Source organism: Kluyvera georgiana (genome assembly GCF_050990895.1).
GTDB lineage: Bacteria > Pseudomonadota > Gammaproteobacteria > Enterobacterales > Enterobacteriaceae > Kluyvera > Kluyvera georgiana.
This window is the reverse complement of sequence record NZ_CP158865.1, coordinates 256,944-283,073: the sequence shown is the minus strand read 5'-3', so window position 1 is coordinate 283,073 and position 26,130 is coordinate 256,944. Positions and strand designations below refer to the sequence as shown.

At 56.6% G+C, this 26,130-nt stretch carries 18 protein-coding genes; 4 read left to right on the top strand and 14 right to left on the bottom strand.

The genetic code is table 11. From position 1 onward, the window contains the following. Window positions 1-66 precede the first annotated feature (66 nt). Window positions 67-837, bottom strand: a complete 771-nt coding sequence (gene pdeH, locus ABTW00_RS01325) for a cyclic-guanylate-specific phosphodiesterase (protein WP_064541229.1) — start codon at window positions 835-837, stop codon at window positions 67-69. Between the two features lie 227 nt (window positions 838-1,064). Here pdeH and ABTW00_RS01320 point away from each other — a divergent pair, with 227 nt between their 5' ends. Then, window positions 1,065-1,994 (top strand): sugar kinase, encoded by a 930-nt coding sequence (locus ABTW00_RS01320; protein ID WP_433638347.1) that lies wholly within the window; start codon window positions 1,065-1,067, stop codon window positions 1,992-1,994. Window positions 1,995-2,245: 251 nt separating this feature from the next. Here the strand turns inward: ABTW00_RS01320 and ABTW00_RS01315 are convergent, their stop codons facing one another. The 9 genes from ABTW00_RS01315 to bcsR all read right to left on the bottom strand — a co-directional run bounded on the left by ABTW00_RS01315 (window position 2,246) and on the right by bcsR (window position 17,834). Next, window positions 2,246-3,733 (bottom strand): M16 family metallopeptidase, encoded by a 1,488-nt coding sequence (locus tag ABTW00_RS01315; protein ID WP_433638345.1) that lies wholly within the window; start codon window positions 3,731-3,733, stop codon window positions 2,246-2,248. Between the two features lie 228 nt (window positions 3,734-3,961). Next, window positions 3,962-5,248 carry a dicarboxylate/amino acid:cation symporter gene (locus ABTW00_RS01310; RefSeq protein WP_064541219.1) on the bottom strand — a complete coding sequence of 429 codons (1,287 nt, stop codon included), beginning with the start codon at window positions 5,246-5,248 and terminating at the stop codon, window positions 3,962-3,964. 145 nt (window positions 5,249-5,393) lie between these two features. Continuing rightward, window positions 5,394-7,409 (bottom strand): biofilm formation regulator HmsP, encoded by a 2,016-nt coding sequence (hmsP, locus tag ABTW00_RS01305; RefSeq protein ID WP_433638343.1) that lies wholly within the window; start codon window positions 7,407-7,409, stop codon window positions 5,394-5,396. 148 nt (window positions 7,410-7,557) lie between these two features. Continuing rightward, window positions 7,558-10,854 carry a cellulose synthase complex outer membrane protein BcsC gene (bcsC, locus tag ABTW00_RS01300; protein ID WP_433638341.1) on the bottom strand — a complete coding sequence of 1,099 codons (3,297 nt, stop codon included), beginning with the start codon at window positions 10,852-10,854 and terminating at the stop codon, window positions 7,558-7,560. Next, complete coding sequence (bcsZ, locus tag ABTW00_RS01295) at window positions 10,836-11,933, bottom strand: cellulose synthase complex periplasmic endoglucanase BcsZ (protein WP_433638338.1); 1,098 nt, start codon at window positions 11,931-11,933, stop codon at window positions 10,836-10,838. The genes bcsC and bcsZ overlap by 19 nt, the downstream gene beginning before the upstream one ends. A gap of 6 nt (window positions 11,934-11,939) precedes the next feature. Beyond that, window positions 11,940-14,243 (bottom strand): cellulose biosynthesis cyclic di-GMP-binding regulatory protein BcsB, encoded by a 2,304-nt coding sequence (bcsB, locus tag ABTW00_RS01290; RefSeq protein WP_433638336.1) that lies wholly within the window; start codon window positions 14,241-14,243, stop codon window positions 11,940-11,942. Window positions 14,244-14,256: 13 nt separating this feature from the next. Further along, window positions 14,257-16,875, bottom strand: coding sequence for a UDP-forming cellulose synthase catalytic subunit (gene bcsA, locus ABTW00_RS01285; RefSeq protein WP_433638332.1), 2,619 nt, complete (start codon window positions 16,873-16,875; stop codon window positions 14,257-14,259). Beyond that, complete coding sequence (gene bcsQ, locus ABTW00_RS01280) at window positions 16,872-17,624, bottom strand: cellulose biosynthesis protein BcsQ (RefSeq protein ID WP_433638329.1); 753 nt, start codon at window positions 17,622-17,624, stop codon at window positions 16,872-16,874. The genes bcsA and bcsQ overlap by 4 nt, the downstream gene beginning before the upstream one ends. Before the next feature lie 9 nt (window positions 17,625-17,633). Beyond that, entirely contained in the window at window positions 17,634-17,834 is a 201-nt protein-coding gene (bcsR, locus tag ABTW00_RS01275) for a cellulose biosynthesis protein BcsR (RefSeq protein WP_064541198.1), read from the bottom strand. Window positions 17,835-18,134: 300 nt separating this feature from the next. Between bcsR and bcsE the strand changes: the two genes are divergently transcribed. Genes bcsE through bcsG form a run of 3 tightly spaced genes read left to right on the top strand, consistent with a single transcriptional unit; the run spans window position 18,135 to window position 21,557 of the window. After that, complete coding sequence (gene bcsE / locus ABTW00_RS01270) at window positions 18,135-19,694, top strand: cellulose biosynthesis protein BcsE (RefSeq protein WP_433638326.1); 1,560 nt, start codon at window positions 18,135-18,137, stop codon at window positions 19,692-19,694. Then, window positions 19,691-19,888, top strand: a complete 198-nt coding sequence (gene bcsF / locus ABTW00_RS01265) for a cellulose biosynthesis protein BcsF (RefSeq protein WP_064541193.1) — start codon at window positions 19,691-19,693, stop codon at window positions 19,886-19,888. The genes bcsE and bcsF overlap by 4 nt, the downstream gene beginning before the upstream one ends. Then, entirely contained in the window at window positions 19,881-21,557 is a 1,677-nt protein-coding gene (gene bcsG / locus ABTW00_RS01260; protein ID WP_433638322.1) for a cellulose biosynthesis protein BcsG, read from the top strand. The genes bcsF and bcsG overlap by 8 nt, the downstream gene beginning before the upstream one ends. Window positions 21,558-22,048: 491 nt before the next feature. Here the strand turns inward: bcsG and dppF are convergent, their stop codons facing one another. Genes dppF through dppB form a run of 4 tightly spaced genes read right to left on the bottom strand, consistent with a single transcriptional unit; the run spans window position 22,049 to window position 25,972 of the window. After that, window positions 22,049-23,059: a dipeptide ABC transporter ATP-binding subunit DppF gene (gene dppF / locus ABTW00_RS01255; protein WP_433638320.1), complete on the bottom strand. Its 1,011-nt coding sequence runs from the start codon at window positions 23,057-23,059 to the stop codon at window positions 22,049-22,051. Further along, complete coding sequence (gene dppD, locus ABTW00_RS01250; protein WP_271446726.1) at window positions 23,056-24,039, bottom strand: dipeptide ABC transporter ATP-binding protein; 984 nt, start codon at window positions 24,037-24,039, stop codon at window positions 23,056-23,058. The genes dppF and dppD overlap by 4 nt, the downstream gene beginning before the upstream one ends. A 10-nt stretch (window positions 24,040-24,049) precedes the next feature. Further along, a complete protein-coding gene (gene dppC / locus ABTW00_RS01245; protein ID WP_064541183.1) occupies window positions 24,050-24,943 on the bottom strand; it encodes a dipeptide ABC transporter permease DppC in 894 nt (297 codons plus the stop codon). 9 nt (window positions 24,944-24,952) lie between these two features. Further along, the gene (dppB, locus tag ABTW00_RS01240) at window positions 24,953-25,972 is read right to left on the bottom strand and encodes a dipeptide ABC transporter permease DppB (protein ID WP_064541180.1); all 1,020 of its coding nucleotides are present in this window, start codon (window positions 25,970-25,972) and stop codon (window positions 24,953-24,955) included. Window positions 25,973-26,130 lie beyond the last annotated feature (158 nt).

Genomic DNA, 26,130 nt, shown 5'->3' with positions numbered 1-26,130 from the left:
CTCGCTTCTTCCCTTGCCTGTCCTAAAGATAGACCAGACAGATGGATTTACCGGAAACAGCCTGATTCAGAGGGACAAAAATACCTCTTCAAGATGGGCAAAGGGTATTGGACGAGAAAGAAAATAGCCCTGCGCCGCATGCGCTGGCGACTGCTGCACTTCACGCCACTCTTCCAGCGTCTCAACGCCTTCCACGATCACCCCTTCACAGTAGCGGTTCATCAGCTCCAGAAGCAGGATGAAGAGCTTACGGCCTTCCGGAGTTTTGCGCAGCATTATGAACAGGTCGCGCGCCACCTTGATGTAGTCATAGCGCACTTCGTTCAGCGCCGAGAAGTTGGCCATCCCGGTACCAAAATCATCCAGCCACAGCGGGCCGAATTCACACAGCGAGGCCACCGAAGAGTCCTGCGGCAGCGGCATATGTTCTACCAGTTCGAAGCGCAGCCACGGCAGCGTTTCAATCATCGTTCTCAATATCCGGTCCTGGCGCATTTCCAGCAGCGTAGGCGCATCGACGTTAACCGACGCCAGCACCTTATTCTGTTCAAAAAATTGTTTCTTTTTTGCCAGCATCGCCACCTGTTCTTTGATGACGTGGATCCGCTGGCCGATAGAGACTGCGGCGAAGTAACGATCCGGGGCAATACGTTTTTGCGGTTGAGAGGGATGGGTCACTATCGTTAGCACTTCGATCGCCATCAGGCGGCCTTGCGTGGTGTAGATAGGCTGGTAGGTATAGACGCGCTCACACTCTTGCCAATAACGCAGCTGCTGTAGGCTTTCTAGCTCCGTATCAGGAACTCTCGCCCGCTGGCTCACCTGCTTTAACGTCATTTAAGCTTCCTGTGAATAGAGGGTCTGAGGGTCTGGTGTTAAGGTTATCGGCGTAGCCATTGAGAACTTTATGTCCAACGTGGGCATTTTATTTTTCCGTATTGACGACAAATACGTCGTAACACGCGCTAGCTCAAAAAAAATAATGGAACGTTGTTTTAATATAGTTGACCATCGATTAGCCACAGCGCACACTACGAAAAATTTACCGAATCAGGTTGATGACTATGTCCAAAAAAATTGCCGTGATTGGCGAATGCATGATTGAACTGTCCGAGAAGGGCGCACAAGTTAACCGCGGCTTTGGCGGCGACACCTTAAATACGTCCGTCTATATCGCGCGTCAGGTCTCCCCTGCAGAACTCAGCGTCAACTACGTGACCGCGCTGGGTACCGACACCTTCAGCCAGCAGATGATGGACGCCTGGCAGGCAGAGAACGTCAAAACCGACCTGATTCAACGCATGAGCGACCGTATGCCGGGCCTGTACTACATCGAAACCGATGACACCGGCGAGCGTACCTTCTACTACTGGCGTAACGAAGCCGCCGCTAAATTCTGGCTGGAGAGTGAGCAGTCCGCCGCTATCTGCGAACAGCTGGCGAGCTTTGACTACCTCTATCTGAGCGGTATCAGCCTGGCGATTTTAAGCCCGGCCAGCCGCGAGAAACTGCTGGCGCTGCTGAAGCAGTGTCGCGCGAACGGCGGTAAGGTCATTTTTGACAACAACTATCGTCCGCGCCTGTGGGCCAGCAAAGAAGAGACGCAGCAGGTTTATCAGCAGATGCTGCAATGCACCGATATCGCGTTCCTGACGCTCGACGACGAAGACGCGCTGTGGGGCGAGAAGCCGGTTGAAGAAGTCATTGCCCGCACTCAGGCCGCTGGTGTGAGCGAAGTGGTGGTGAAACGCGGCGCAGACTCCTGCCTGGTGGCTATCTCCGGTGAAGCACTGGTTGACGTGCCGGCGGTTAAACTGCCGAAAGAGAAAGTGGTTGATACCACCGCCGCTGGCGACTCTTTCAGCGCGGGCTACCTGTCCGTGCGCCTGACCGGCGGCGATGCGGCGGCAGCGGCGAAACGCGGCCACCTGACGGCGAGCACCGTGATTCAGCATCGTGGGGCGATTATTCCGCGCGAGGCCATGCCGGCGTAAGGCAGCAGAGACAAAAAAACCTCTTCCGGTTGGGAGAGGTTTTTTTTCGTCTGGAGGCTGGGAGCGGAGTTTTCCCCTCACCCCGGCCCTCTCCCCAAAGGGGCGAGGGGGAAAGCAGACGTCAACATTTGCACGATCGGCCCACTCTCCCCAAAGAGGCGAGGGAGAAAGGCGGGCATCAGCATTTGCACGATCGGTCCCCTCTCCCCATTGGGGAGAGGGTTAGGGTGAGGGGGCTCGCACCGGGCAAATCACTGCGCCGGTGGAATATCCGTCACATCCTGATGACTGTCATCCACTGCCGCTGCTTCTGGCTTCGACGCCAACATGATCTTACTCCATGTATCCTGGAGATCCTTCATATTGAACTCGGGCTCGCCGGTTGGCTGCTGTAAAATCAGCGCCATATCCTGCGACAGCTGCTGGCGCAGATCCTGATTCAGCATCTCCACCGTCAGCGAATCGAGGAAGCTCTGACGTAATTTCTGGTACTGCTCTGGCGCAATATCCACCACCTGATTTTGCAGCGAACGCATACGCTGGCTAATCAGCACGTCGGTATCCATGCGCGCGTAGGTCGCAAACAGCTTTTGCAGCTCCAGCTTTTTCTGCGCGACCAGCGCATCGAACTCATCCTGCGGTAGCCCATTATCACGAACGTTAGCCAACTCTCGCGCCACCAGCCCCAGATTGCTCTCCAGCTTTTCACCCGGCGAATCAAGATTGATGCCGCACTGCGCACGCAGGTACAGCACCCGGCAGTCGAAGCCCAGCCCGATATCTTTGGTGTTGGTTCGGCTCAGCTTCTGTTGAACATGCCAGAACAGCGCCTCGCGGGAGAGATCGGCGCGCCAGTATCGCAGCAGCGCTGCCGACTCACGGATAGGCGTCCACGGCGCGTCCCACATGATGGATAAACGATCCTGACGGACCGCGTTGGTCATAATGCTGACCGCCTCCGGGCGCAGCGGCGACAGCGTCGGCAGCGCTGCCGGCGTCTCACGTTTGCCCTTCAGTTCGCCAAAGGTTTTGCTAATCTGTTCAATCGTTGCACGACTGTCGACGTTGCCTACCACAATCAGCGTCATCGCGTCCGGGGTGTACCATTTCTGATAGAACTCGGCGACCTGTTTGGCGTCTACCGGCATTTTCAGCGGTTCCGCCGGGTCGTGGCCCAGCATCGTCGACCCCTTAAGACGATAGCGCCACCAGCCTTCTTTGGTATCCTGCGGCCAGGTCGCGACCATATCCTGCACGCCTAACGCGTAATTGACGCTTTCCTGGGTGATGTTCGGTTTGCCCAACGAGCTGGCCAGCCAGTTCAGCGCCTCTTTTTGCAGATCGCTACGGTTGTTCGGCAGACTCAGGTTAAAACGGGTGTAATCATACGAGACGACCGCGGGAGGCTGCGGGCGCTTTGGGTCAATACCCTGCTGCCACATCGAGCGCGCCTGCATGGTTGGCAGACTGCCGCTTTGGGTCAGCGCGATACGAGGAATAAGGTGGCTGAAGCCGGTCTGCTGAGCGCTTTCATTCAGCGAACCAATATCAATAGAGAGCCGGATTTCTACACGGTCACTCGGGCGCTGCGGCGTGGCAAGTACCTGCCACTGGAAGCCATTAGACAGCGTACCTTGTTGCCAGGCCGGGTCCGGCTGGAGCGCTTCTGCCTGCACATAGCTGGCCGCTGCCATCATCAGCAAACCACCGGCTAAAAGTCGAATTGTTGTGCCCTGCATGTGAACCCCTGATGAACGTTCCTGGTTACAAAGACAACCGCCATCGGGCGATCGCCTAAAATAATGAAGTAAATACGTCAGTTAGACCACACGATCGCAAAAACGTCACATGGCTCGGAAAAATAAAATACACGACAGCCATAGGCTAGCATAGCCCATTCATGACGCCGCCTAATTATGCGCAGGAGCCCGCACTCCAGCAAGGGAGTACGGGCGTAAGTGGGAGGATTAAGAGGATAATTCGTGCGGTTTTTTCGCAGTCGGACGGTTATTGAGCACGTCGTCCAACTGTTGAGCGTCCAGCTGTTTCACCCGTTTCGCGACCACGATAGTCGCCACGCCGTTACCAATCAGGTTGGTCAGCGCGCGCGCTTCGGACATAAAGCGGTCAATACCCAGAATCAAAGCCAGACCGGCAACCGGTAAATGGCCCACCGCAGAGATAGTCGCCGCCAGCACGATAAATCCACTGCCAGTCACTCCCGCCGCCCCTTTCGAGGAGAGCAGCAGCACCACCAGCAACGTCACCTGATGGAAGATATCCATATGGCTGTTGGTCGCCTGGGCGATAAACACCGCCGCCATCGTCAGGTAAATCGAGGTGCCGTCGAGGTTAAATGAGTAACCGGTAGGAATAACCAGACCCACCACCGATTTACGGCACCCCAGTTTCTCCATTTTATCGAGCATACGCGGCAGCGCGGACTCCGACGAAGAGGTGCCCAGCACAATCAGCAGTTCTTCTTTGATATAGCGGATAAATTTGAAAATGCTGAAGCCGGTCGCGCGGGCGATAGAACCCAGCACCACCACCACGAACAGAATACAGGTGATATAGAAGCAGATGATGAGCTGACCGAGCTGCACCAGCGTGCCTACACCGTATTTACCAATGGTGAAGGCCATGGCGCCGAAAGCACCGATAGGCGCGAGGCGCATAATCATGTTGATGATGCCGAAGATGACCTGCGAGAAGCTTTCAATAACGTTGAAAATCAGCTGGCCCTTGTTACCCAGACGGTGCAGCGCAAAGCCAAACATCACCGCAAACAACAGCACCTGCAGGATGTTGCCGCTGGCAAAGGCACCAATCACGCTCGATGGAATGATATCCATCAGGAAAGGGATAATCCCTTGATCTTTGGCCTGTTCCGCGTACATGGCGACCGCTTTGGCATCCAGCGTCGCCGGGTCAACGTTCATCCCTGCGCCGGGTTGAACCACGTTCACAATGATCAGGCCGATAATCAGGGCGAGAGTACTGACCACTTCAAAGTACAGCAACGCCACTGCGCCAGTGCGGCCAACCGCTTTCATGCTTTCCATGCCAGCGATCCCTGTTACTACGGTACAAAAGATAACCGGCGCGATAATCATTTTAATCAGTTTGACGAAGGCATCGCCGAGCGGTTTCATTTGTGCGCCCAATTCCGGGTAATAGTGACCGAGCAACACGCCGATCACTATCGCCGTTAACACCTGGAAATAGAGGCTTTTGAAGAAAGAGGTTTTCATAGGATGTCCTTAAGCTATAGCCACAGGAAAAGTAGGGTTTATTTTCACCTGTGAGCACAAAATAACATCCAAGAAACATAATCGAAATATTTGTACGTTGATTTGATATTTAATTGTTAAATCTTTGAGCTGACACGCACAATCGCTATGTTCTGTCACTCGGTAGCAGCGATTTCTCCTGGCCGAGATAATCCTGCTCGAACACCTCCGATGGCACCGCACGGGCGAAGAGAAAACCCTGCAACACATCGACGTTCGCCGCGCGTAGCCATTCATATTGTTGTTGATTTTCAACGCCTTCAGCCACGACCTTCAGATTGAGACTGCGCCCAAGCTGAATAATGGCCGATACCATGCTGGCGTCTTCTGGCAAGGTGTCGATAAAGATTTTATCAATCTTCAGGATGTCGACCGGTACGGACTTCATATGTTGCAACTGGCGCAGCCCGGCATAGCCCATGCCGAAGTCATCCAGCGCGATACGCACCCCGGCGTTCCGCAGCGGACGCAGGATCGCCACGGCAGCTTTCGGGTCGTCGATACGGCGGCTTTCGGTCACTTCCAGCACCAGCGTGCCGGGCGCAATGCGGTAGCGGTTAAGCAGTTCCAGCATGTCGGAGACCATATCGTGGTGTAGCAGCTGCAACGCAGAGATATTTACCGACAGCGGCAGCATAATGCCGCGCGACTGCCACACCGCCAGCTGACGGCAGGCTTCTTCCAGCACCCAATGGCCGACGGTGACCATCAGGCCACAGGACTCGATGCTGTCGATCAAATCATTGGGTAACGCCCAGCTACCGTCCGGCTGGCGCTGGCGTAGCAGCACCTCGGCGCTACACACCTTACCGGTGGCGGTATCCACCTGCGGCTGAAGCCAGATGGAAAACTGTTGCGTATCGAGCGCCGTCAGAATATCGCTCTCTTCAGTCAACCGTTTCTGCGCCTTGATCATCTGTTCAGGGTCGAAGAACTCAATCTGGTTTTTGCCCTTACGACGTGCGGTAAAAGCAGCAGAGAGTGAACGCCGGTAAAGTTGCTCCGCCGTCAGGCCTTCGTTGGACATGGCGATGCCGATGCTGGCGCTCGGGCGCAGTTGGATGCCCTGTAACGGCAAACGCTCATTCATGATAGTAAGTACTTGCTGACTTAATGTGATCGCGTGCCACGGTTCTTTGACGCCATACGCCAGAATGGCGAAGTCATAGCCGCTGACCTGCGCCAGTACCATACGCGGGGAGATCACCTGCTTAATCTTCTCGGCTAACGTCAGCAGCAGCATTTCACGCTGCGCCTCTTTCAGTACGCCCGCGGTGTCCTGCAGGGTTTCGCAGGCAATCGCCAACAGCGCCACCGGCGTTTTGCGCGCCAGACTTTGCTCCAGCAACCCCAGCAAGAACGCTTTGTTTGGCAGGTCAGAAACCGGGAAACGCGTTGATTGGCTGCTGAGTTCATCGTACTGGCGTAATAAGGCCTGCTGGTTACGGTTATAGCTGCGGACCAGCGTGCCGATTTCATCATCGTGGTGCAGGCGCGGCAGCGCCAGCTGATGCCCGATGCGGTCTGCGCCCGGTAGGTCGTGAATCTCATAGGCGATGCTGCGCAGCGGCCTGACAATCAGCCGGTTAATACACCACGTGAGGGCAACGGTCAGTATCAGCACCAAAAGAAAGTAAGCGGTCACTATCGTTGCCAGCGCGCTCATCACGAACTTATACATGCGCCAGGAGTCGGCCTGAAGCACCAGATAGGCCAACGGCTGCGGGTTTGCCGGACGTTCAAGCGAATAGAGCGGCAGCGATATCTGCACCGGCAGCTCGAAAATACGGGTGATGTTCACCGGAACGGGGCGTTCCGGGATAAAGCTCATGCGCAGCGCCTGAAACTGATTTGGCAGCACCACATCGGCACGGCTAACAATGCCCGATGGCTGAATACGTCCAAGAATGGACTCCGCTTCCGGGATATCCGCTTTGAGGATGGCGGCAGAAAGGGGTTGACGTACAGAGCGCGCGATACTCTCTAATTGTGCAGCCGTGTTATAGCGATCCTGCTGCACGAAATGGAACAGCAAAATAAAGCAAAAGATGAACAAAAACAACATGGTAACAACAGCAACCATTGCCATTTGTTTTATAGTAAGTGAACGGCTGACGCGCAAAAGAGCTCTCCACAGATACGAACGTATTGCTCAGGCATTGAGAATAACGAGGCTGGCGACAAAGTCAAAACGGACTCTGGCGCGATAATTATAACCCGGCATCAAGCCGGGTTATATAAGACGAATACCTATAACAGGATAGATGAAGTTACCAGTCGGCGTACGGCACCAGCGGCTGCGGCGGCATGTCGAGGTCGCCCTGCCACCCGGCGGCGGAATAACGCACGTACAACAGCGCATGGCTTGGGGTGTAATCTTTCGCCTGCTGAATATCAACGCCAGCACCGATAAACCAGTTGGATGTGACCCGGCGTTCGACGATGGCTCGCGCGGTGTAGCCGAAGCCCTGGCTGCTACCGCCGCCGTTGCTATCCTCGCTCGCGTCCTGTTTCCATTGCGACGGAATCAGGTTCATCAGCGGGTAACGTGGCTCGGTTTTCGTACGCGAATGCGACCAGGAGACAGAGCCCCCCAGCTCCCACGACCAGTTTTCCGTGCGTTGACGCCAGTTCACCGGCACGGCGAAGGAAACGTACTCCTGCGGGCTGTAATAGCCGCCCTGACCTAACGTATAGCCGCTCAAATCCTTCTGGTAATGCCAGATCATGTTATTCAGCCCGACGGTCACCCGGCGGTTGTTCTCGTTGATGACCTTGTAGTAATAGCCGGTCATCCAACGCACACGCCAGTTATCAGCGACGTTTTTGCCGGTCAGCTGATCGCCGCTCAACGAGGCCCATACGCCGTTGGCTTCACCTTTGTCATAACTCAGGCTCAGACCACCGCCGTTGGCGCGCACACCGCCCCAGGTCGTACCGGGATGTGCGCCGCTGCTGTTGTCTTTCTGTCCGCCGAACGCCAGCAGCGAGCTGGAGATAGGCCGACGGTGCGCGTTGAGCGTGTAGCCCAACGGGCCGAGGTCGTTGCTGTAGCTCAGGCTACCGACCACATCAACAACGTTAAAGCCAATCGGCGTGGTACCGATATCGGCGTTCCAGGTATCGTTCTTCCAGCCCACGGCCACGCTAGCACCGCTATCGCTCTGATTCGCAGAGCCATTACAACGGGCTAAATCACAGGTTCCCCACTGCTCTTTATGGTAGCCATTTTTGTCGGTGGAGAAACTCCCGACATCCATATTGACCAGATCGGAACGGAAGAACATCCGCCCATCGGCGAGCGGCGCATCCACCTGCAGCATGGTGGTGTGCGCTTTCAGATCCGAATAGCCACCCGTACCGTTCGAGCCCCAGAAATCATGCTCCAGCGTGACGTTCAAATCTTGCTGACGATAGAGGTCGGCGGCATCACTGCGCACGCCGCGCTTGAGCCAATCATCTTTTTCATCGTTGCGCGTCAGGCGGGTAAAGGTATCGTTATCCTGTGGCCGCGTCGGGGTAACCTGCGCCGCCACCATGGCATCTTTGTAGGTTTCCAGCGCCTGCTGCGGGTTACCGTCCTGCGCCTGATAACGCGCCGCGTCACGCAGCACCATCGCGCTTTCCATTGACGGCGGCTGCGCTTTCGCTTGCGGCACCAGAGCTGTCAACATCTTCTGAGCCGTATCCGTCTCGCCCAGCTGCGCGCTGACCAACGCAATACGGCGCTGGGTACTGAGCGAACGTTCACCCTCTGTCGGCAGTTCAGCCAACTGCTGGCGCGCCGCCAACGCGTTGCCGTCAGCAGCATAGACCTCCGCGAGCCCCAGGTGGGCATCCTCATCATGAGGGTCTTTCGCCAACACCGCGTTGTATTCGGCCAACGCAGCGGCGCTATCGCCCCGCTGCTGCGCCCAATCGGCAAGCGTTGAATGAATACGCGCAGACTCCGGCTGCTGTTTCAGCAACGCAATGGCCTGCGGCTCCTGTCCTGCGTCGCGCAGACGGTTTGCCTGGGCGATCAGCTGGTCGCTACGCAGACGCTGGTCCAGCTCGCGAATGTTGTCCGTCCACTGCGATGACGGCAGCGCGGCCAGATGCGTCAGCGCCGCCTGGTCCTGACCGTTACCGGAGAGATACAGCCCGTAGGCGTACACCTGCTCGGCGTCGGTCGGTTTCTTATGCGCCAGATTGAGCATCAGACGGTCGGCTTCGCCGCGCTGCCCGGCGCTCACCAGGTCGCGGGAGAGGCGATAGGTGATCCACACATCGTCCGGCGACAGCGCCAGACGCTGGCGCTGAAGCGCCGCTGCCTGCGCCCACTCACCGCGGTTTTCCAGGGCTTCCGCCTGCTGTGAAAGCCGATCGTTGGTCAGGCTACGTTCAATATCATCAATACTGCGGCGCTGGCTGGCCGAGAGGCTGTTAATAAAAGCGGTCGCTTTTTCCGGCGACTCGGCGCGATAGATATTGGCCAGCCCGCGCACCGCGCCGCTGTTGCCACGGTCAAGGCGCAGCGCCTGTTGGTAGTAGCGCGCGGCGGCGGCGCTATCTTTACGCGCTATCGCCACGTCGCCCAGACCTTGTACCGCATAGCTGTCGGTGGCATCCAGCTTACGCGCCTGCTGGTAGAAGCTCTCCGCCTGCGCCAGATTATTGGCTTTCAGCGCCGCGTCGCCTTTGCGGATCAGCGGCCAGTACAGTTCCCAGGTCTGCGGTTTATTCGCCTCAGCTTCGGCCTCTTTCGCCTTCGCAAGGAACACCGGATCCGCCAGCTGTTTTTGCTGCTCGGCCAGCAGCGCACGCGCGCTGTCCGCCGATTCACCGCTGGTGAAAATTAACAGATAACGCTGTAGCGCCTGCACGCTGGAGGGACTGGCTGGCTGGTTTTTAATGGCCTTAAACCAGAGGTCGGCTGCCGGTCCGCGACCGCCCGCCGATTTCGCCATCTGCTCGAGTACCGCAAATGCCGCATCGCGCTGGTTGTCGGCCAGGAGCGTATTCGCCAGCGTCATTTGCAGGCCAACGTTGCCGGGGTTTTTCTGGTTCAGCGATTGCAGTTGTTTGAGCGCTTCGTTGTGCCGGGCGGGCAATTTCGCCACCGCCGTCCAGTACTCTACGGCATAGTCGCCATCTGGCGGCGGGCCGTTAAACGCTTTTTCGTATTCCACCAGCGCTTCCGGCACGTGACCGGTGGTGGCGAGCAGGCGCGCCTGCTGTAGCGCCTGACGCCCGGCATCGGTATTCAGGCCAATTTCCGCGCGCGAAGCGTTGTACTCCGCGGAATTCGGCGCGACCTGCGCCAGTTTTTTCAGCTGCTGCTGCGCACCCGCGGTATCCCCCTGACGCAGCATGTAGCGCAGGCGAGCCGCCAGTACCTTCGGGTTATTGGGATTAATCAGCTCCAACCGATACAGCGACTGCTGCACCAGATCCTCACGTTTGCTGGCCTCGCCAAGACGCACCTGGTTGAGCAACTGCTCTTCCGCCGAGGTGTCCGCGAAGACCGGCTGTACCAACGACAGCCCCAGAGAGAGGGTGAGTAAACTTAGTGTGAACTTGCGCATTCCTGGCCCCAGTCAGGTAGTAATTCGCCGCGGGCGCTGAAGCGAAAACGGTGTTGATCCCAGCCCTGACCAAAGAGGGTCAGAACATAACTATAATAAGCATCCGCGCCGGGAAAATGGTCGGTAACACGCTGGCGCTGAACGGCCTGAGCATCACGATCCTGTAAGAACGGCAGCAGTGCAGCCGAAAAGCCAACCGGGCCATCACCGGTCACTTTCCCCGTGGCGATCGCCACTTTCTCCGGGGGAAGGCCCTGCCGGGCGGTCTGCGCCGCCATTGGGTTAAAGCGTTTAAGCAGACGCGCTTTTTGCGGGTCTGCATCGTTCATCATTCCCACCCACAAGTAGACGCGAATCGCATCATAACCGCCGATGACATTCGCCTCTTTTAGCTGCCAGCCCTTCGCTTTTTCGTAGCTCACCCAGTCCGGCGAAAAGCCTTTCGGGGCAGTGTCGAGCAACAGTTTGAGGTTGGTATCGCGCAGCGTGGTCCACGGTGCGCCGAAGCGGCTGAAATACTGCGCCACCTGCGGAGGGAAATAGCTGGGGTTAAAACGCCAGCGCGTCTCTTCGGCAAAACCGACGCGTCCCGGCAGGAGCATCACCCCCAGTCCCGGTACGTTCACCACTTCATCGTCGGCAATCTTCGCCAGCATCGCTTTGCCGGTGGCGGTATAGTCGTCGTTTTTCCACAGTCGACCGGCCTCCAGCAACGCCCAGGCAATCCAGATATCGGAGTCAGAGGCGGAATTGCTGTCCAGTACCGTCCACGCGTCTTCGCTCTTTTTACCCCATAACCAGGCCGGAAGATGCTCGCGCAGCGAGCCCTGCGCCAGATTGTTCTGCGTCCAGTTAAACAGAGTGGCGAACATCTGACGATCGTTGGCCGCGAGGGCAAAGAACAATCCGTAGCTTTGCCCCTCTGAGGTAGTGATTTTGCGAGAGTCACTGGGATCGATCACGCGCCCTTCTGCGCTCACGTAATCCTTTTTAAACTGCTCCCAGGCCGGCCAGTCACAGGCAGCCTGTACCTGGCCGCCAAGGGCGCACAGCAGAACGATCCAGCTCAGTATCTTCATCGCGGCTTACTCGTCTTCCGGATCCAGACGACGACGGCTGAGGATACGCAGCAGACGCCACAGAACCCAGGCCAGCAGCACGATGCTGATCGCCGCAAAGATAGCCAGCAGCACCGGATGGTTGGAGAGCGCAAACCAAACGCGTTCAAACCACGGCAGATGGCCGACGTAGTAGATGTCCCCCACGCGCAGGCTGCTGACGCCAGATTCACGAATTACCGATACCGAACCAAACATCGCCGCGCGCTTACCGCTGTCATTCAGCGCACCGTTCAGCAGGTCATAGCCGCTGGCGCTATCCGCCAACAGGGCGATCACGCTACGCTGTTTGTAATAAGGCGATTCAAAGCCCACCACCGCGGCCATCGGCCCTGAGGAGGTAATGCCCGTTTGCACGCTGGCCTGACGATCATCCTCGTCCATATAAATGCTCGGCAGGTCGTGGTGGCGCACCGGCGTTTTCACCCAGCTTTGGGCCGCATTGACCAGCAGGTCGATATGCTTATCGTCTTTGAGCTGCTGCGGAATAGAACCAATCAGCAGCAGATCGGCATCTTTACTCTTAATCTGGCTACCATCATCGATAATGGTCATGCTGGTGCCCGCCAGACCGGTTTGTCCGCCCACCACGCCCACGGTATTCAGCAGCGTACTAACCTGTGCTTCAGACGGCGTCTTCGGCATCACGATAACCGTATCAGACAGATCCGCCATACGGGTGAACGGGAAGCCCGCGTTAGCAAAGGTACGCAGATCCGGCATCGGCAAGAAGTGATAATAGTCTGAGAAGTCGATCGTCGAGTCATCGCCAATCACCACGTGGTTTTGTACCGGCTGGAAGGTAATACAGTTTTCCAGCGTACCGCCCGGCATCGGGTTCATATACTGGAAGTCAAAGCGCAGCTGGTTCATCGCCCCCAGGCGCAGCGCTGGGATGCTAATGTCATTCTTGCCATCCAGCAGGCCCTGCAGCACCGGCAGGCGCAGCATCAGCTTGTTAACGTCCTGAGTACTCTCCAGATTAAATGACTGCAGGAACTGGTTGTTGAGGCTGATGTCCATGCGCGAGCTGTCTTTCACCGGCGGCATGGTGTAGCGATATTTCAGGTCCATATCGATGCCGGTGCTGCGCATCAGGTACAGATCCGGCGGCAGATTCAGCGACAGGTTGATGGAGGCAGGCTCCAACCCGGTAGACTGTAGCTGCTGTTCGTAGGTTTTCAGCTCACCGAAGGTGACCGGGCGGTCGGTACGTACCCAGTTCGGCGCATCGTACGGCACGCGTGGCCGCAACGGCTTCACTTCATCCACGGTGACGCTATCACCACGGAACAGAATGTTGCCCGAGGCAATGCCCTGCGCCGCTTTCAGCAAATCTTTATCGTCACGGCCAAACACCACCAGCAGCTTCATATACGGGTTGCTCGGGTGGTCGATCATTTCGATCGTCGGCGCGTTGACCGCCGGATGCTCGCGCAGGAAGTCCGGACGACGATCGTTGGTGGCAAAGACGATCGCGTTACGCTCCGGCAGCGTGTTAAACAGCACCGGGAAATTCTGTCCGCGCCAGCCCGCTTTCGCGCCAAACCATGAGGCGATAATTCCCGCCGCCTGCTGCTGTTGCAGATCTGGCGACGCGGCAAAGACCATCGGCAGTTCCAGCGTGCGGTTGTCGCGCGTGTCAAAGAACGGCACCGGGAAGTGCGAAAGATCGTTACGCACCTTCAGCGAACGGTAGGTCAAATCCAGGGAGCTGTTACGCGCCACGTCCAGCCAGACGGTATTGTTGGCCGGGTTTTCGCACACGTCACGGTAGTGGCCGATAAACTCCAGGCGAACGCGGTTAAAATCGGTGATGTACAGCGGATCGACCGCGATCTGCGCCGTCACTTTTTTACCTAGCTGCTCTTTGGTCACCGGCAGGACGTCCATCAGTTCATCATTCAGATAAACCTTCAGCTGCGAGGTGATCGGCAGCAGGGACGGCGACGGGGTGTAGGTCAGATTAAGCTGCGCCTTCGACACCACTTCGTCGCTGCGCATGCCAAACTCCACGCCACCGTCCGGATTCGAACCGCGCAGCACCATGCTGCCCGGCGGGGGCGCAATCTGGGCGAAAGAAAGCTTTACGTCGCGGCTTGGCGCGTCTTCCACGACCACCGGCGCGGCGTCGGGCGTAGGCGCCGTAGCGTCCTGCTGAACGGTGGGCGTCACCGACACCTCTGGCGTCGTTTCTGAATGCGTCGTGAGCGGCAGTAAACTGCCCATGCCCACCGCCACTGCACAAATCCAGGAAAGGTTTCTTTTCATCGCATAATCATCATTATTGTTGAGCCAAAGCCGATAGCGGATGCTCGACCACCGCGTCACGTTCCGGACGGCGCGGTACAAACGAGGCCACCCACGCCACCAACAAGGTGAGCGACCGGAAAATTTCCTTTGCCACCGGCGGCGCAAACTCGGCCAGGTGACGATAACCACGGAACCCTAACTTCAGAATATCGAACAAACTTTCCAGCGGTTTATCTTCCGGGAAGCTGTCCTGCCACAGCGCCCACGTATCCGCGCGCGCAAACGTACACTGTACGAAATCGATATGCTGACGCGTGCTCATCGGCAGCAGCTTGAGACCGACTTCGCTGCCCAGCACGCGCACCACCTGGGTCGGGAAGACATATTCCTGCTGGCCGCGTTTTAGCAGCAGATTCACCTTCTGCTCTTCCAGCACCTGAGCGTCGCCGTTGATACGAATGCCGACGCCGCCGTCGGAGAAGTCATGTACCGTACAGGAGAACAGGTGACCGTCTTCACGGGAAATCGCCCCCGGCATTTTGATTTCTACACGATGCGAGCGGCGCACCTGTTTGCTCTCGACCGACACGGCAACCGCGCCGCCGAGAATAATCAGGTTATAGAACACCCATACCAGACTGATCCACACGGTGAGAATTTCGTTCTCCGGGCCGTACATATAGCGCCAGATACCGAACGCCACGCCAACCAGGTTCAGCAGCACCAGGAAGATATACGGTCTTGAGATCACCCAATCGACGTACTCTTCCTCCACCAGGCCACCCTTGGCGGTCACGTTGAATTTGCCCTTATGCGGGTTAAAAAGCGCCACCATGGTCGGCGGCGCGATATACCATGCCAGCACCGTTTCATAGATTTCACTCCAGAAGGAGTGACGATATTTGCCCTGAATCTTTGAGTTGGTGAGGCTGGCGTGAATCATGTGCGGCAACACGAACAGTGCAATCATCAGCGCCGGGGCGTAGATGATGTAAGCGTGTAGCAACAGGAAGGCCAGCGGCGCGGTCAGGAAGATCAGCCGTGGCACGCCCGATAAGAAGTGGAACATGGCGTTGAGGTAGCAGAGACGCTGCGGCAACTTCAACCCTTTGCCAAACAGAGGGTTATCAAGGCGGAATATCTGCACCATGCCGCGCGCCCAGCGGATACGCTGGCCAATGTGCGCCGATAGGCTTTCCGTCGCCAGCCCCGCCGCCTGCGGCAGACGCATATAGGCGGAGGTGTAACCGCGACGGTGCAAACGCAACGAGGTGTGCGCATCTTCGGTCACCGTTTCCACGGCGATACCGCCAATTTCATCCAGCGGCTTACGCCGGATGACCGCACACGACCCACAGAAGAAGGTCGCATCCCACATATCGTTGCCGTCCTGCACCAGGCCGTAGAACAGCGTACCTTCGTTCGGCGTTTTACGGAAACGCCCCAGGTTACGTTCAAACGGGTCTGGAGAGAAGAAGTGGTGCGGCGTCTGCATCATCGCCAGCTTTTTATCCTTCAGGAACCAGCCCATGGTCATTTGCAGGAACGAGCGTGTCGGCACGTGGTCGCAGTCGAAAATTGACACAAACTCGCCTTTTGCCAGCTTCAGCGCATTGTTGATGTTCCCTGCTTTTGCATGTTCATGCGTGACACGCGCCACGTACTCAACGCCGACGTCTTTTGCAAACTGACGAAACTCTTCACGACCACCGTCATCAAGGATCCACACTTTCACCTTATCTTTCGGCCAATCGATGCCGAGTGAAGCATAAACGGTATTTTTCACCACGTTCAGATCTTCGTTGTAAGTCGGCACAAAGATATCGACCGTCGGCCATTCGTTCATGTCTTTCGGCAGCGGTACCGGATGACGATTCAGCGGCCAGACCACCTGGAAGTAACCCAGGACCAGTACTATCCAGGCATAGGTTTCTGCAAACAGCAGAATCAGCCCGCATACCAGGCTGACGGGGTCGTTCCAGTTCAGCGTTGAGGTATAGCGCCACCAGATGTAGCGACAGGATACCGTCAATGACAGGACGATCAGCATCAGCGCGGAGAAACGACCGGGAATACGGCGCACCAGCAGGGCCACGCCCCACAACAGCATCAGGAAAATAAACTGTGAAATCGGGTTAAACGGCTGCGTGATACACACCAGCGCCAGCAGCAGCGATAACACCACGGCAACGCCAAGCACAAACCGCCGCAGTTTTGGGTTCAGGTGCGCCAGCTCTTTTTTGTGGTCGAGATGACCGGTTTGCGCATTCACGCGGCCAGGCAGCGATTCTGCCCACTGATTATAACGCTCACGAAGCCGATCGACGCCGGCTAAAGGCCGCCAGGCGACGGCACGTCGCGTTTCCGGCGGCTTGCTGATGATAAGCCACAGCGCCTGCAGCAGGTAACGTAGCGGATCTAACGGTCGAGGACGGGCAAAACGAATATGCGGAAACAGCTCATCCTGACGTGCTTGCAGCGCCTGCCAGCGCGGGTTTTCTAGCGGTAAAAACATCCACGCCAGCCCGACCCACAGGCAGGCCAGCGTCGCGGCGAGCCAGGAAGAGCCGGCACGCCGATAGCCGATATAGCGCGCGCGCAGCTGCGCATACACCGACGGGGCGAATATCCAGCTACTGAGGCGAATCATGTTTCGCGCTCCTCCGCCGGGTGGTGACCGGCATAATGCATCAGGCACCAGTTTGCGAGGGTAATCATCTCTTCCGCGGCCAGCGAGTCATGGCGATATTCGCCCAACGGCTGCTTGCTGGCCAGGCTTTCGGCCATCGCCTCATCGCGATGGACCACCACCGGTAACAGATGTCGCTGCGTTTGCAGCCAAATCTGATACAGATCTTCCTGCAGCGGGCTACTCATGCACAGTCCGTTAAGCAGAATATGGGTATTGGCAGGCAGCGGCTGCTGATGCAAACGAATATGGCAGTTGGCGTCAGGCTTCACGATGGTCAACGTGTAGTGGCAAGCCTCAATAAGCGCAGGCGTCCACGGATAGAAACCGTGCGGCACGTCGATGAGTATCCACTGATAGCGCCCCTCACGCTCCAGCGTCTGAACAATGTCGGTGATGATCGACAGCGTGTCGCTGAGTACGGCCACATTCTGTCGATCGCCGGGTTGCAGTTTGCCGAACGGCAGCACGTCGATCTGCGCAGTATAACGGAGCGCGCTATCGCGCCAGTCATTACCGTCCCGCACCGCGCGCGCCCAGCCGCTTTCACGAGCGATATCATCGTTAAATGACAGGCGCAGCATATTGTCGGGGCTGGCATCGATGACCAACACCGACTCCCCGAGCAGTTGCAATGACCACGCGAGGGCCGCCGTGATTGACGTTGTGCCCACGCCACCGCGCACGCCCTGTAATCCCAGAATAGCCATTCGGCTTCCTTATTTTTGTTCGGCTTTTTGTTCTGCAAACTCTGATAGCAGCGGCCAGCGCTTAAACGCCGCAGCTAATTTTTCACGCTGGGAAATATCAGTGTAATCTATATTGGGTAGAGAGAAAGCTCGGCTCAATGCGAGAAAGTCATTCTGGAAAGTGTAGCCGAGTTGCGAATCAACCGATGTCATAGGTTCGTTATCTGGCATTTCTTTACTCCCTCTGAAATCAAAGTACGAATGCGCCACCTCTTTCGAATGGCAACCTTTCCATGAAATTCGTTTATACTCATCATACTTCAGATGGCAATGAGCACATCCACTTCTACTCATTCCAGCCACATAGTTATGCAATTTTCAGGGGATTCACTCACTTATCGCCTGACGATAACTCGAATTATTCAGAGTATACATGCTAAATCTGATGCTATTTAATTTCAATATTAGGTTTATTCTGACGTTGACACTAGTAAACTTATACGCAGGATTTTCGTCGATAAGAGGGACACGATGAACCCCATATTTTCGCTAGGTATTCAGTCGCTGTGGGATGAAGTGAGCCATATGCCCACAGGCGGCGTGTGGTGGATCAATACTGACCGCCACGAGGATGCCGTTAGCCTGCTAAACCAGACGCTTGCCGCGCAGCCAGATTCGGCGAATGTTGCCGTCGTCAGCATGGGTGAAAACCCCAATAACCTCATAGAGTTAAAGGACAACTCAGGTCCAAAAAAAATTGCGCTGTTTGCCATGCAGGATAGCCAGAATGGTCTACACTTTATGCGCCGCGATTTACTCTGCACGCTAGAACCGAAGGATTATTTCGTTATCCTTTTATGTTCGCACAATGCTTGGGGAAATATATCCAGTAAGAAACTTCTCGATTGGGTAAACAAGTCTCAACAATGGGCGAAATACTACCATTGCACTCTTTTAGTTCTTAGCCCTGGCAACAACGCTGATGCCTTAACGTCGCTTCTGCTAGGTGAATATCGTTCGCTTTCCGGCCTCGCGAGTTTACGTTACCAGGGTGATAGTCAACTGCTGGATATATCTTACTGGGCTAATGAAAAAGGCGTTAGCGCACGTCAACAGCTTTTAATTAAACAAAACGACAACGGCTGGCATTTAGCACAGGAAGAAGTTGCCAACGTGCAACCGCGCAGTGATGAAAAAGAGGTGCTGAGTAATATCAATATTCTTGAAGGTGCACCGCCTCTTTCAGAACACTGGACGTTATTCGAAACTAACGACGCCGTATTTAATGCCGCGCGTACCGCCCAGGCCGCAACGGTCATATTCTCACTCAGCCAGAATAGCCAGGTCGAACAGCTGGCCCGCTATATTCATACCCTGCGTCGCCAGCGCGGAAGCGCATTAAAAATCATCGTTCGCGAGACGACGCCAAGCTTGCGCGCCACCGATGAACGCTTGCTGCTCAGCTGCGGCGCCAACCTGGTGATTTCGGCAAATGCGCCGCTGTCTCGCAGCCTGACGTTGATTGAAAGTGTGCAAACGCAGCAGTTCAATCGCCACGTCCCTGAAGATCTCACCACCTTGCTGGCCAATACCGAGCCGTTGAAGCTGAAGGGCTATCAGAAGTGGGATGTATTCTGCGACTCGGTGCAAAAAGTGATTAATAACACCCTGCTCCCCGCAGACAGTAAAGGGGTGATGGTCGCTTTGCGCCCGGCGCCAGGGCTGCGCGTCGAGCAAGCGCTCACGCTATGTCGCCCTCACCGTATGGGCGACATTGTCACTATTGCCGACCAACGTCTGGTGTTGTTCCTGCCGTTCTGCCGGGTCAACGATCTGGACAAAGCGCTGAACCATATTTTTCCGCTACCTACCGGCGATATTTTCTCTAACCGCATGATTTGGTTCGAAGATAAGCAAATTTCCTCCGAACTGTTGATCATGCGTGACGTGAAGCCAGAACTCTGGACCAAACCACTGCAGATGGCGCCAAAACCGACAAACGTGATTAACGCCACTTACGAGGGCAATGGCTGGCGTCGTTATCCCGAACCTCTGCGTTTGTCCGCCGATACCGAAGAGAAATCGTCATGATGTCAATAAGCGATATAATTCAACTTGTTGTACTGTGCGCGTTCATTTTTTTCCCGCTGGGGTATCTGGCGCGCCATCATCAACGCCGGATTGAAAACGCCTTCCGCTTGATGTTTCTTAAACCCCGTTATGTTAAGCCAGTAGGCGTGTTGCGCCGGGATCTGGCCGTCAGGGCAAAATCAAAAAATGACTAATTCGACGCAAAACGCCACCGCGACGCCTTCTTCTTCCTGGCATTACTGGCGAGGCCTATCCGGCTGGAACTTCTATTTCCTGGTCAAATTTGGCCTGCTGTGGGCCGGATATCTGAATTTCCACGCCATGCAGAACCTGGTGTTTATGGCCTTCCTGCTGTTCCCATTGCCTAACAGTCGTCTACACCGCTGGCGGCACTGGATTGCGATACCTATCGGCTTTGCACTGTTCTGGCACGATACCTGGCTGCCGGGACCGGAAAGCATTATGAGCCAGGGCTCGCAAATTGCAGGGTTTAGCGCCGACTACATTTGGGACCTGATCACTCGCTTTATCAACTGGCAGATGGTTGGCGTATTCTTCGTACTGCTGGTCGCCTGGCTGTTCCTGAACCAGTGGATTCGCATTACGGTGTTTGTTGTCATCGCCATGGTATGGATTAACCTGAGCGCGCTGGTTGGCCCCTCCTTTAGCCTGTGGCCAACCGGGCAAAATGCGACGGCGACAACCGCCAACACGGCAGCGCCAACCGCAACAACGGGCACAAGCGCAGCAGCAAGCGGCGATATTCCGGCACAAACTGCCCCGCCGACATCAGATAACCTGAACGCCTGGCTGAACAGCTTCTACGCCTCGGAAAGTAAGCGCGTCACCACTTTCCCAACGGAGCTGCCGGCTGACGCTCAGCCCTTTGATCTACTGGTCATCAACATCTGCTCGCTGGCAAACTCCGATCTCGAAGCCGCCGCGTTGATGCAGCACCCGCTGTGGTCGCATTTTGATATTCGCTTTAGCAACTTCAACTCAGCCACCTCTTACAGCGGCCCGGCGGCGATCCGTCTACTGCGCGCCAGCTGCGGTCAGCCATCCCACACTAGCCTGTATCAGCCTGCGGGTAACCAGTGCTATCTGTTCGACAATCTGTCGAAGCTGGGCTTTAAGCAGAACCTGATGCTCGACCACAACGGTGTTTTCGGCGATTTCCTGAAAGAAGTGCGTGAAAACGGCGGTATGCAGAGTCCGCTGATGGATCAGAGCAAACTGCCGGTCAACCTGCTCTCATTCGACGGTTCGCCGGTCTATGACGACCTCGCCACGCTAAATCGCTGGATGCAGTCTCCGGATATTCCTGCGGGTGGCCGCTCAGCGACCTTCTACAATATTTTGCCTCTGCACGACGGTAACCATTATCCGGGTCAGAGTAAGACTGCGGACTATAAAGCCCGTGGACAGAAGCTGTTTGATCAACTGGACGCCTTCTTTACCGAGCTGGAAAAATCGGGTCGTAAAGTGATGGTAGTTGTTGTGCCTGAGCATGGCGCAGCGCTGCAGGGCGATAAGATGCAAGTTTCCGGTCTGCGCGATATCCCAAGCCCATCAATTACCCACGTTCCGGCAGCCATCAAGTTCTTTGGCATGAAAGCGCCTCACCAGGGGGCGGCGATTGATATCAGCCAGCCGAGCAGCTATCTCGCCATCTCTGAGCTGGTTGCCCGCGCGGTGGACGGCAAGCTGTTCACTGAAGACAGCGTCGATTGGTCCGCACTGACCAGCAACCTCCCGCAGACCGCCGCCGTGTCGGAAAACTCCAACGCGGTGGTCGTGCAATACCAGGGCAAACCGTACGTTCGCCTGAACGGCGGCGCCTGGGTGCCGTATCCGCAATAACGGTTAGTTGAGGCTAACGAAAAAGGCCGCAGAGTTTCCTCTGCGGCCCGGTTCGGGCGCATGTGCCATTGCGGCAGTCACGACGCCCCGTCAGCTTAGAACCTGAAGAAGTGACGTACCAGCGCGACCACCAGTGGGCCGACGATGGAGGTTACAACCGCAAGCACTAATGCCTCGTTGAGCGTCATATAACCGCCTGTGTTGCAATAGCAACGATTCGCGGCTATCCTCTTGTTGTCTAGCAAGTGAATGGCCCTCGTTATGTTGCCGGTTTATACCAAACAACGTGCGGGGGCTTTCTCTTTCCTGCAACTCATGCCGCCGGGGATCAAGCCCCCGCAACATTGCGCCTCACCGGGAAACCCGGCTTGCCATCAATAATACGGCAATCGACCTTTCAACTCGCCGGAAGAGACCCTTTTTCAGAATTGCGCCCGAAAACAAAAAGGCCGCAGAGTTTAACCTCTGCGGCCTTTAAGATAGTGCGTACGTTACACGCTCTTTTCTGGATTCTCATCCTGGTCAACGGCAAAGCATGCCACCAGCTGACCACCATAATCTTTAAGCTGCGGCTGAAGCTGCGTACACGGCCCGAAGCGTCGACGGCAACGCGCGTTGAAAGCGCAACCCGGCGGCGGATTCAGCGGGCTCGGCAGCTCACCGGTCAGCTTAATACGCTCACGGCGATCGTCCGGATTCAGACGTGGTGTCGCGGAGAGCAGCGCCTGGGTATACGGATGACGCGGGTTGTTGAAGATCTGGTCTTTGCTCCCTTTCTCCACGCAACGGCCTAAGTACATCACCATCACTTCGTCGGCGATGTGCTCCACCACCGACAGATCGTGGGAGATAAAGACGTAAGACAGCCCCAACTCCTGCTGCAAATCCATCATCAGGTTCAGCACCTGCGCACGTACGGAAACATCGAGCGCGGAGACCGGTTCATCGGCAATTACCACGTCCGGATCCAGCATCAGACCACGGGCGATAGCAATACGCTGGCGCTGACCACCGGAGAACATGTGCGGATAACGATCGTAGTGCTCGGTCTTTAAGCCTACCTTCGCCATCATCGCCAACGCTTTTTCACGGCGCTGCTCTTTGCTGAGCGAGGTGTTAATCAGCAGCGGCTCTTCCAGAATCTGCCCTACCTTCTTACGCGGGTTCAGTGAACCGTACGGGTTCTGGAACACAATCTGGATTTTCTGCCGACGCAGCTTCTGCGCATGCGGATCGCGCTTGAGCAGATCCTGACCCTGGTAGTACAGCTCGCCGCCGGTTGGCACTTCAATCATCGTCAACAGGCGACCCAGAGTCGATTTGCCGCAGCCGGACTCGCCCACCACGGCAAGCGTTTTGCCGCGCTCGAGAGTAAAGGAAACGCCGTCCAGCGCCTTCACCAGGCGCTCAGGGGCAAACATCCCCTTCTTCACCGGGTAGTGTTTTTTCAGGTCAATTGCCTGCAGCAGCGGCTGCTGCGAGGTGGCCTCGTGCGTACTCATAGTGTGGGCCTCCCGGCATCATCGAGTGGGTAGTGACATTTCGACTGGCGAGCACCGTCAACGGTATTCAGCTCAGGCTCTACGCTGCGGCATTTATCCGTCGCATAGGGGCAACGCGGGTTCAGCAGACAGCCGTTCGGGCGGTCGTATTTACCCGGCACGACTCCCGGCAGCGAAGCCAGACGCGCTTTATCCTGAGCAAATTCGGGTAACGCGCGCAGCAGCGCCTGGGTATAGGGATGGCGCGGCGCGCGGAAAATTTCGCTGGCCGCCCCTGTCTCCACCACCTGACCGGCGTACATCACGATGATTTTGTGCGCGGCTTCAGCGACGAGCGCAAGATCGTGAGTAATCAGGATCAGCGCCATATTCTCTTGCTGCTGTAATTCCAGCAGCAGCTCGATAATCTGCGCCTGAATGGTTACATCCAGCGCGGTGGTCGGTTCATCGGCAATCAGCAGCTTAGGACGGCAGGCGATCGCCATGGCGATCATCACGCGCTGGCTCATCCCACCGGAAAGCTGGTGCGGATAAACGTCCAGACGTGATGCCGGATCTGGAATTCCCACCTGGTTCAGCAGATCGATTGCCCGCTGACGGCGCGTCTGCTTGTTGCCGCCCTGGTGCACTTTAATCGCTTCCATTATCTGGAAGCCAACGGTGTAGCACGGGTTAAGGCTGGTCATCGGATCCTGGAAGATCATCGCCACTTCGGCGCCCACCAGGTTGCGACGCTCCTTCTCGGAGATACGTTTCAGATCCTGACCGTTAAACATCAGGCTTTCAGCCATCACGCGGCCGGGATAATCAATCAGCCCCATAATCGCCAGCGAGCTGACCGATTTTCCTGAACCGGATTCCCCGACAATACCGACAACCTCACCCTGGCTCACGCTATAGCTCACGCGGTCTACAGCTTTAAACGGTGTGCCTTCGTCGCCGAAGTGCACCGATAATTTATCTACATTTAATAACGCCATCTCGAACCTCTTACTGCTTCAGTTTGGGATCGAGCGCGTCACGCAGACCGTCACCCATCAGGTTAAATGCCAGCACCGTCAGCAGGATCGCCAGCCCCGGGAAGGTCACGACCCACCAGGCGCTTTGGGCAAACTGCAGAACGTCAGAGAGCATGGTGCCCCATTCCGGCGTAGGCGGCTGCGCGCCCATCCCCAGGAAGCCGAGGGCAGCCATATCGAGAATGGCGTTAGAGAAACCAAGCGATGCCTGAACAATCAGCGGCGCAAGGCAGTTTGGGAAAATATTGACGAACATCTGGCGCATCGCCCCGGCACCCGCCACGCGAGAAGCGGTCACGTAGTCGCGGTTTACCTCCACCAGTACGGCAGCGCGGGTTAAACGGACGTAGTGCGGCAAGGCGACAAAGGTTAACGCCAGCGCGGCGTTACCAATCGACGGCCCGAAGATAGCCACCAGCACCAGCGCCAACAGTAAGCTCGGCAGCGCCAGCATAATATCAACGACGCGCATGATGATGTTGTCGACGAGGCCACCGAAGTAGCCCGCCACCAGGCCAAGGATGATCCCCAGCACCAGCGACAGCACCACCACCAGACAGCCAACCAGCAAAGACAGACGCGCGCCGTACATCAGGCGCGACAGCACATCGCGGCCAACGTCATCGGTGCCCAGCAGATGCGCCAGACTGCCGCCGTCCTGCCACGCAGGCGGAGCCAGCAGCGAATCACGGAACTGATCCGCCGGGTTATACGGTGCAATCCAGTTGGCGAAGATGGCAATAAACAGCACGATGACCACGTACACCAGGCCAACCACCGCGCCTTTGTTGCGTTTAAAGTAGTGCCAGAATTCCTGTAGCGGGGTCATCGGCACCGGTGCTTTGTTCTCAGTAACTTGTGACATGACGGCCCCTTACTTCTTATGACGAATGCGCGGGTTCACCACGCCATACAGCAGGTCTACCAGCAGGTTGACGAGAATAATCATCGTCGCCACCAGCAGCACGCCGCCCTGCACTACCGGATAGTCTCGGCGTTGCAGCGCATCAATCAGCCAGCGCCCCAGGCCTGGCCAGGAGAAGATGGTTTCCGTCAGAATCGCCCCCGCCAGCAGCGTACCGACCTGCAGGCCGATAACCGTTACCACCGGCAGCATGGCGTTACGCAGCGCGTGCACGATAATCACGCGCATGCGGGTCAGCCCCTTAGCGCGCGCGGTACGAATGTAGTCTTCGCCCAGCACTTCCAGCATGGAGGATCGCGTCATACGCACAATCACCGCCAGCGGAATAGTACCCAGCACGATAGCGGGCAGAATCATATGCGCCAGCGCATCGATAAAGTTTCCTTCTTCGCCCCAGATAGCGGTATCAATCAGCATAAAGCCGGTCAATGGGTTGGAGTCGTCAAGGAACACCATATCGCTGACGCGCCCGGAAACGGGGGTCAGGTTCCAGTGCACAGAGACCAGCATAATCAGCATCATGCCCCACCAGAAAATCGGCATGGAATAGCCGGTCAGGGCCAGACCTACTGCGGTGTGATCGAAGATAGAACCGCGCTTCACCGCGGCCAGCACGCCTACCGGAATCCCCACGGCGACGGCAAAAATCATGGCGCAGATACCGAGTTCCAATGTCGCTTTAAAGCGCGGCACAAACTCGTCCCACACCGGGAGACGACTCTTTAATGAAATCCCTAAGTCACCGTGCAGCACGCCCCAGATATAGTGGAGGTACTGCTGCCACATTGGCTTATCCAGGCCGAGTTCAGCCAGCAGCTGAGCATGGCGCTCAGGGGAAATACCACGCTCACCCGCCATAATCATCACCGGATCGCCGGGGATCATATGCACGAAGGCAAACGTGAGGAGGGTGATACCGATAAACGTCGGGATCACCAGACCCAACCGTTTGAGGATGAACTGCAACATAACCCTGATTCTCTCTAATGACGGCCCGCCTGGTCACAGGTCGTCTGTATTGCTCACAAATCTGCCGCCTTTCATAAACGCGAGAGGCGCAGATACGGCGCGGCTTCCCGCCCCAAAGGGGGCAGGAAGCATGCGCAGCCTGTTAAGGCGTCGTCTTT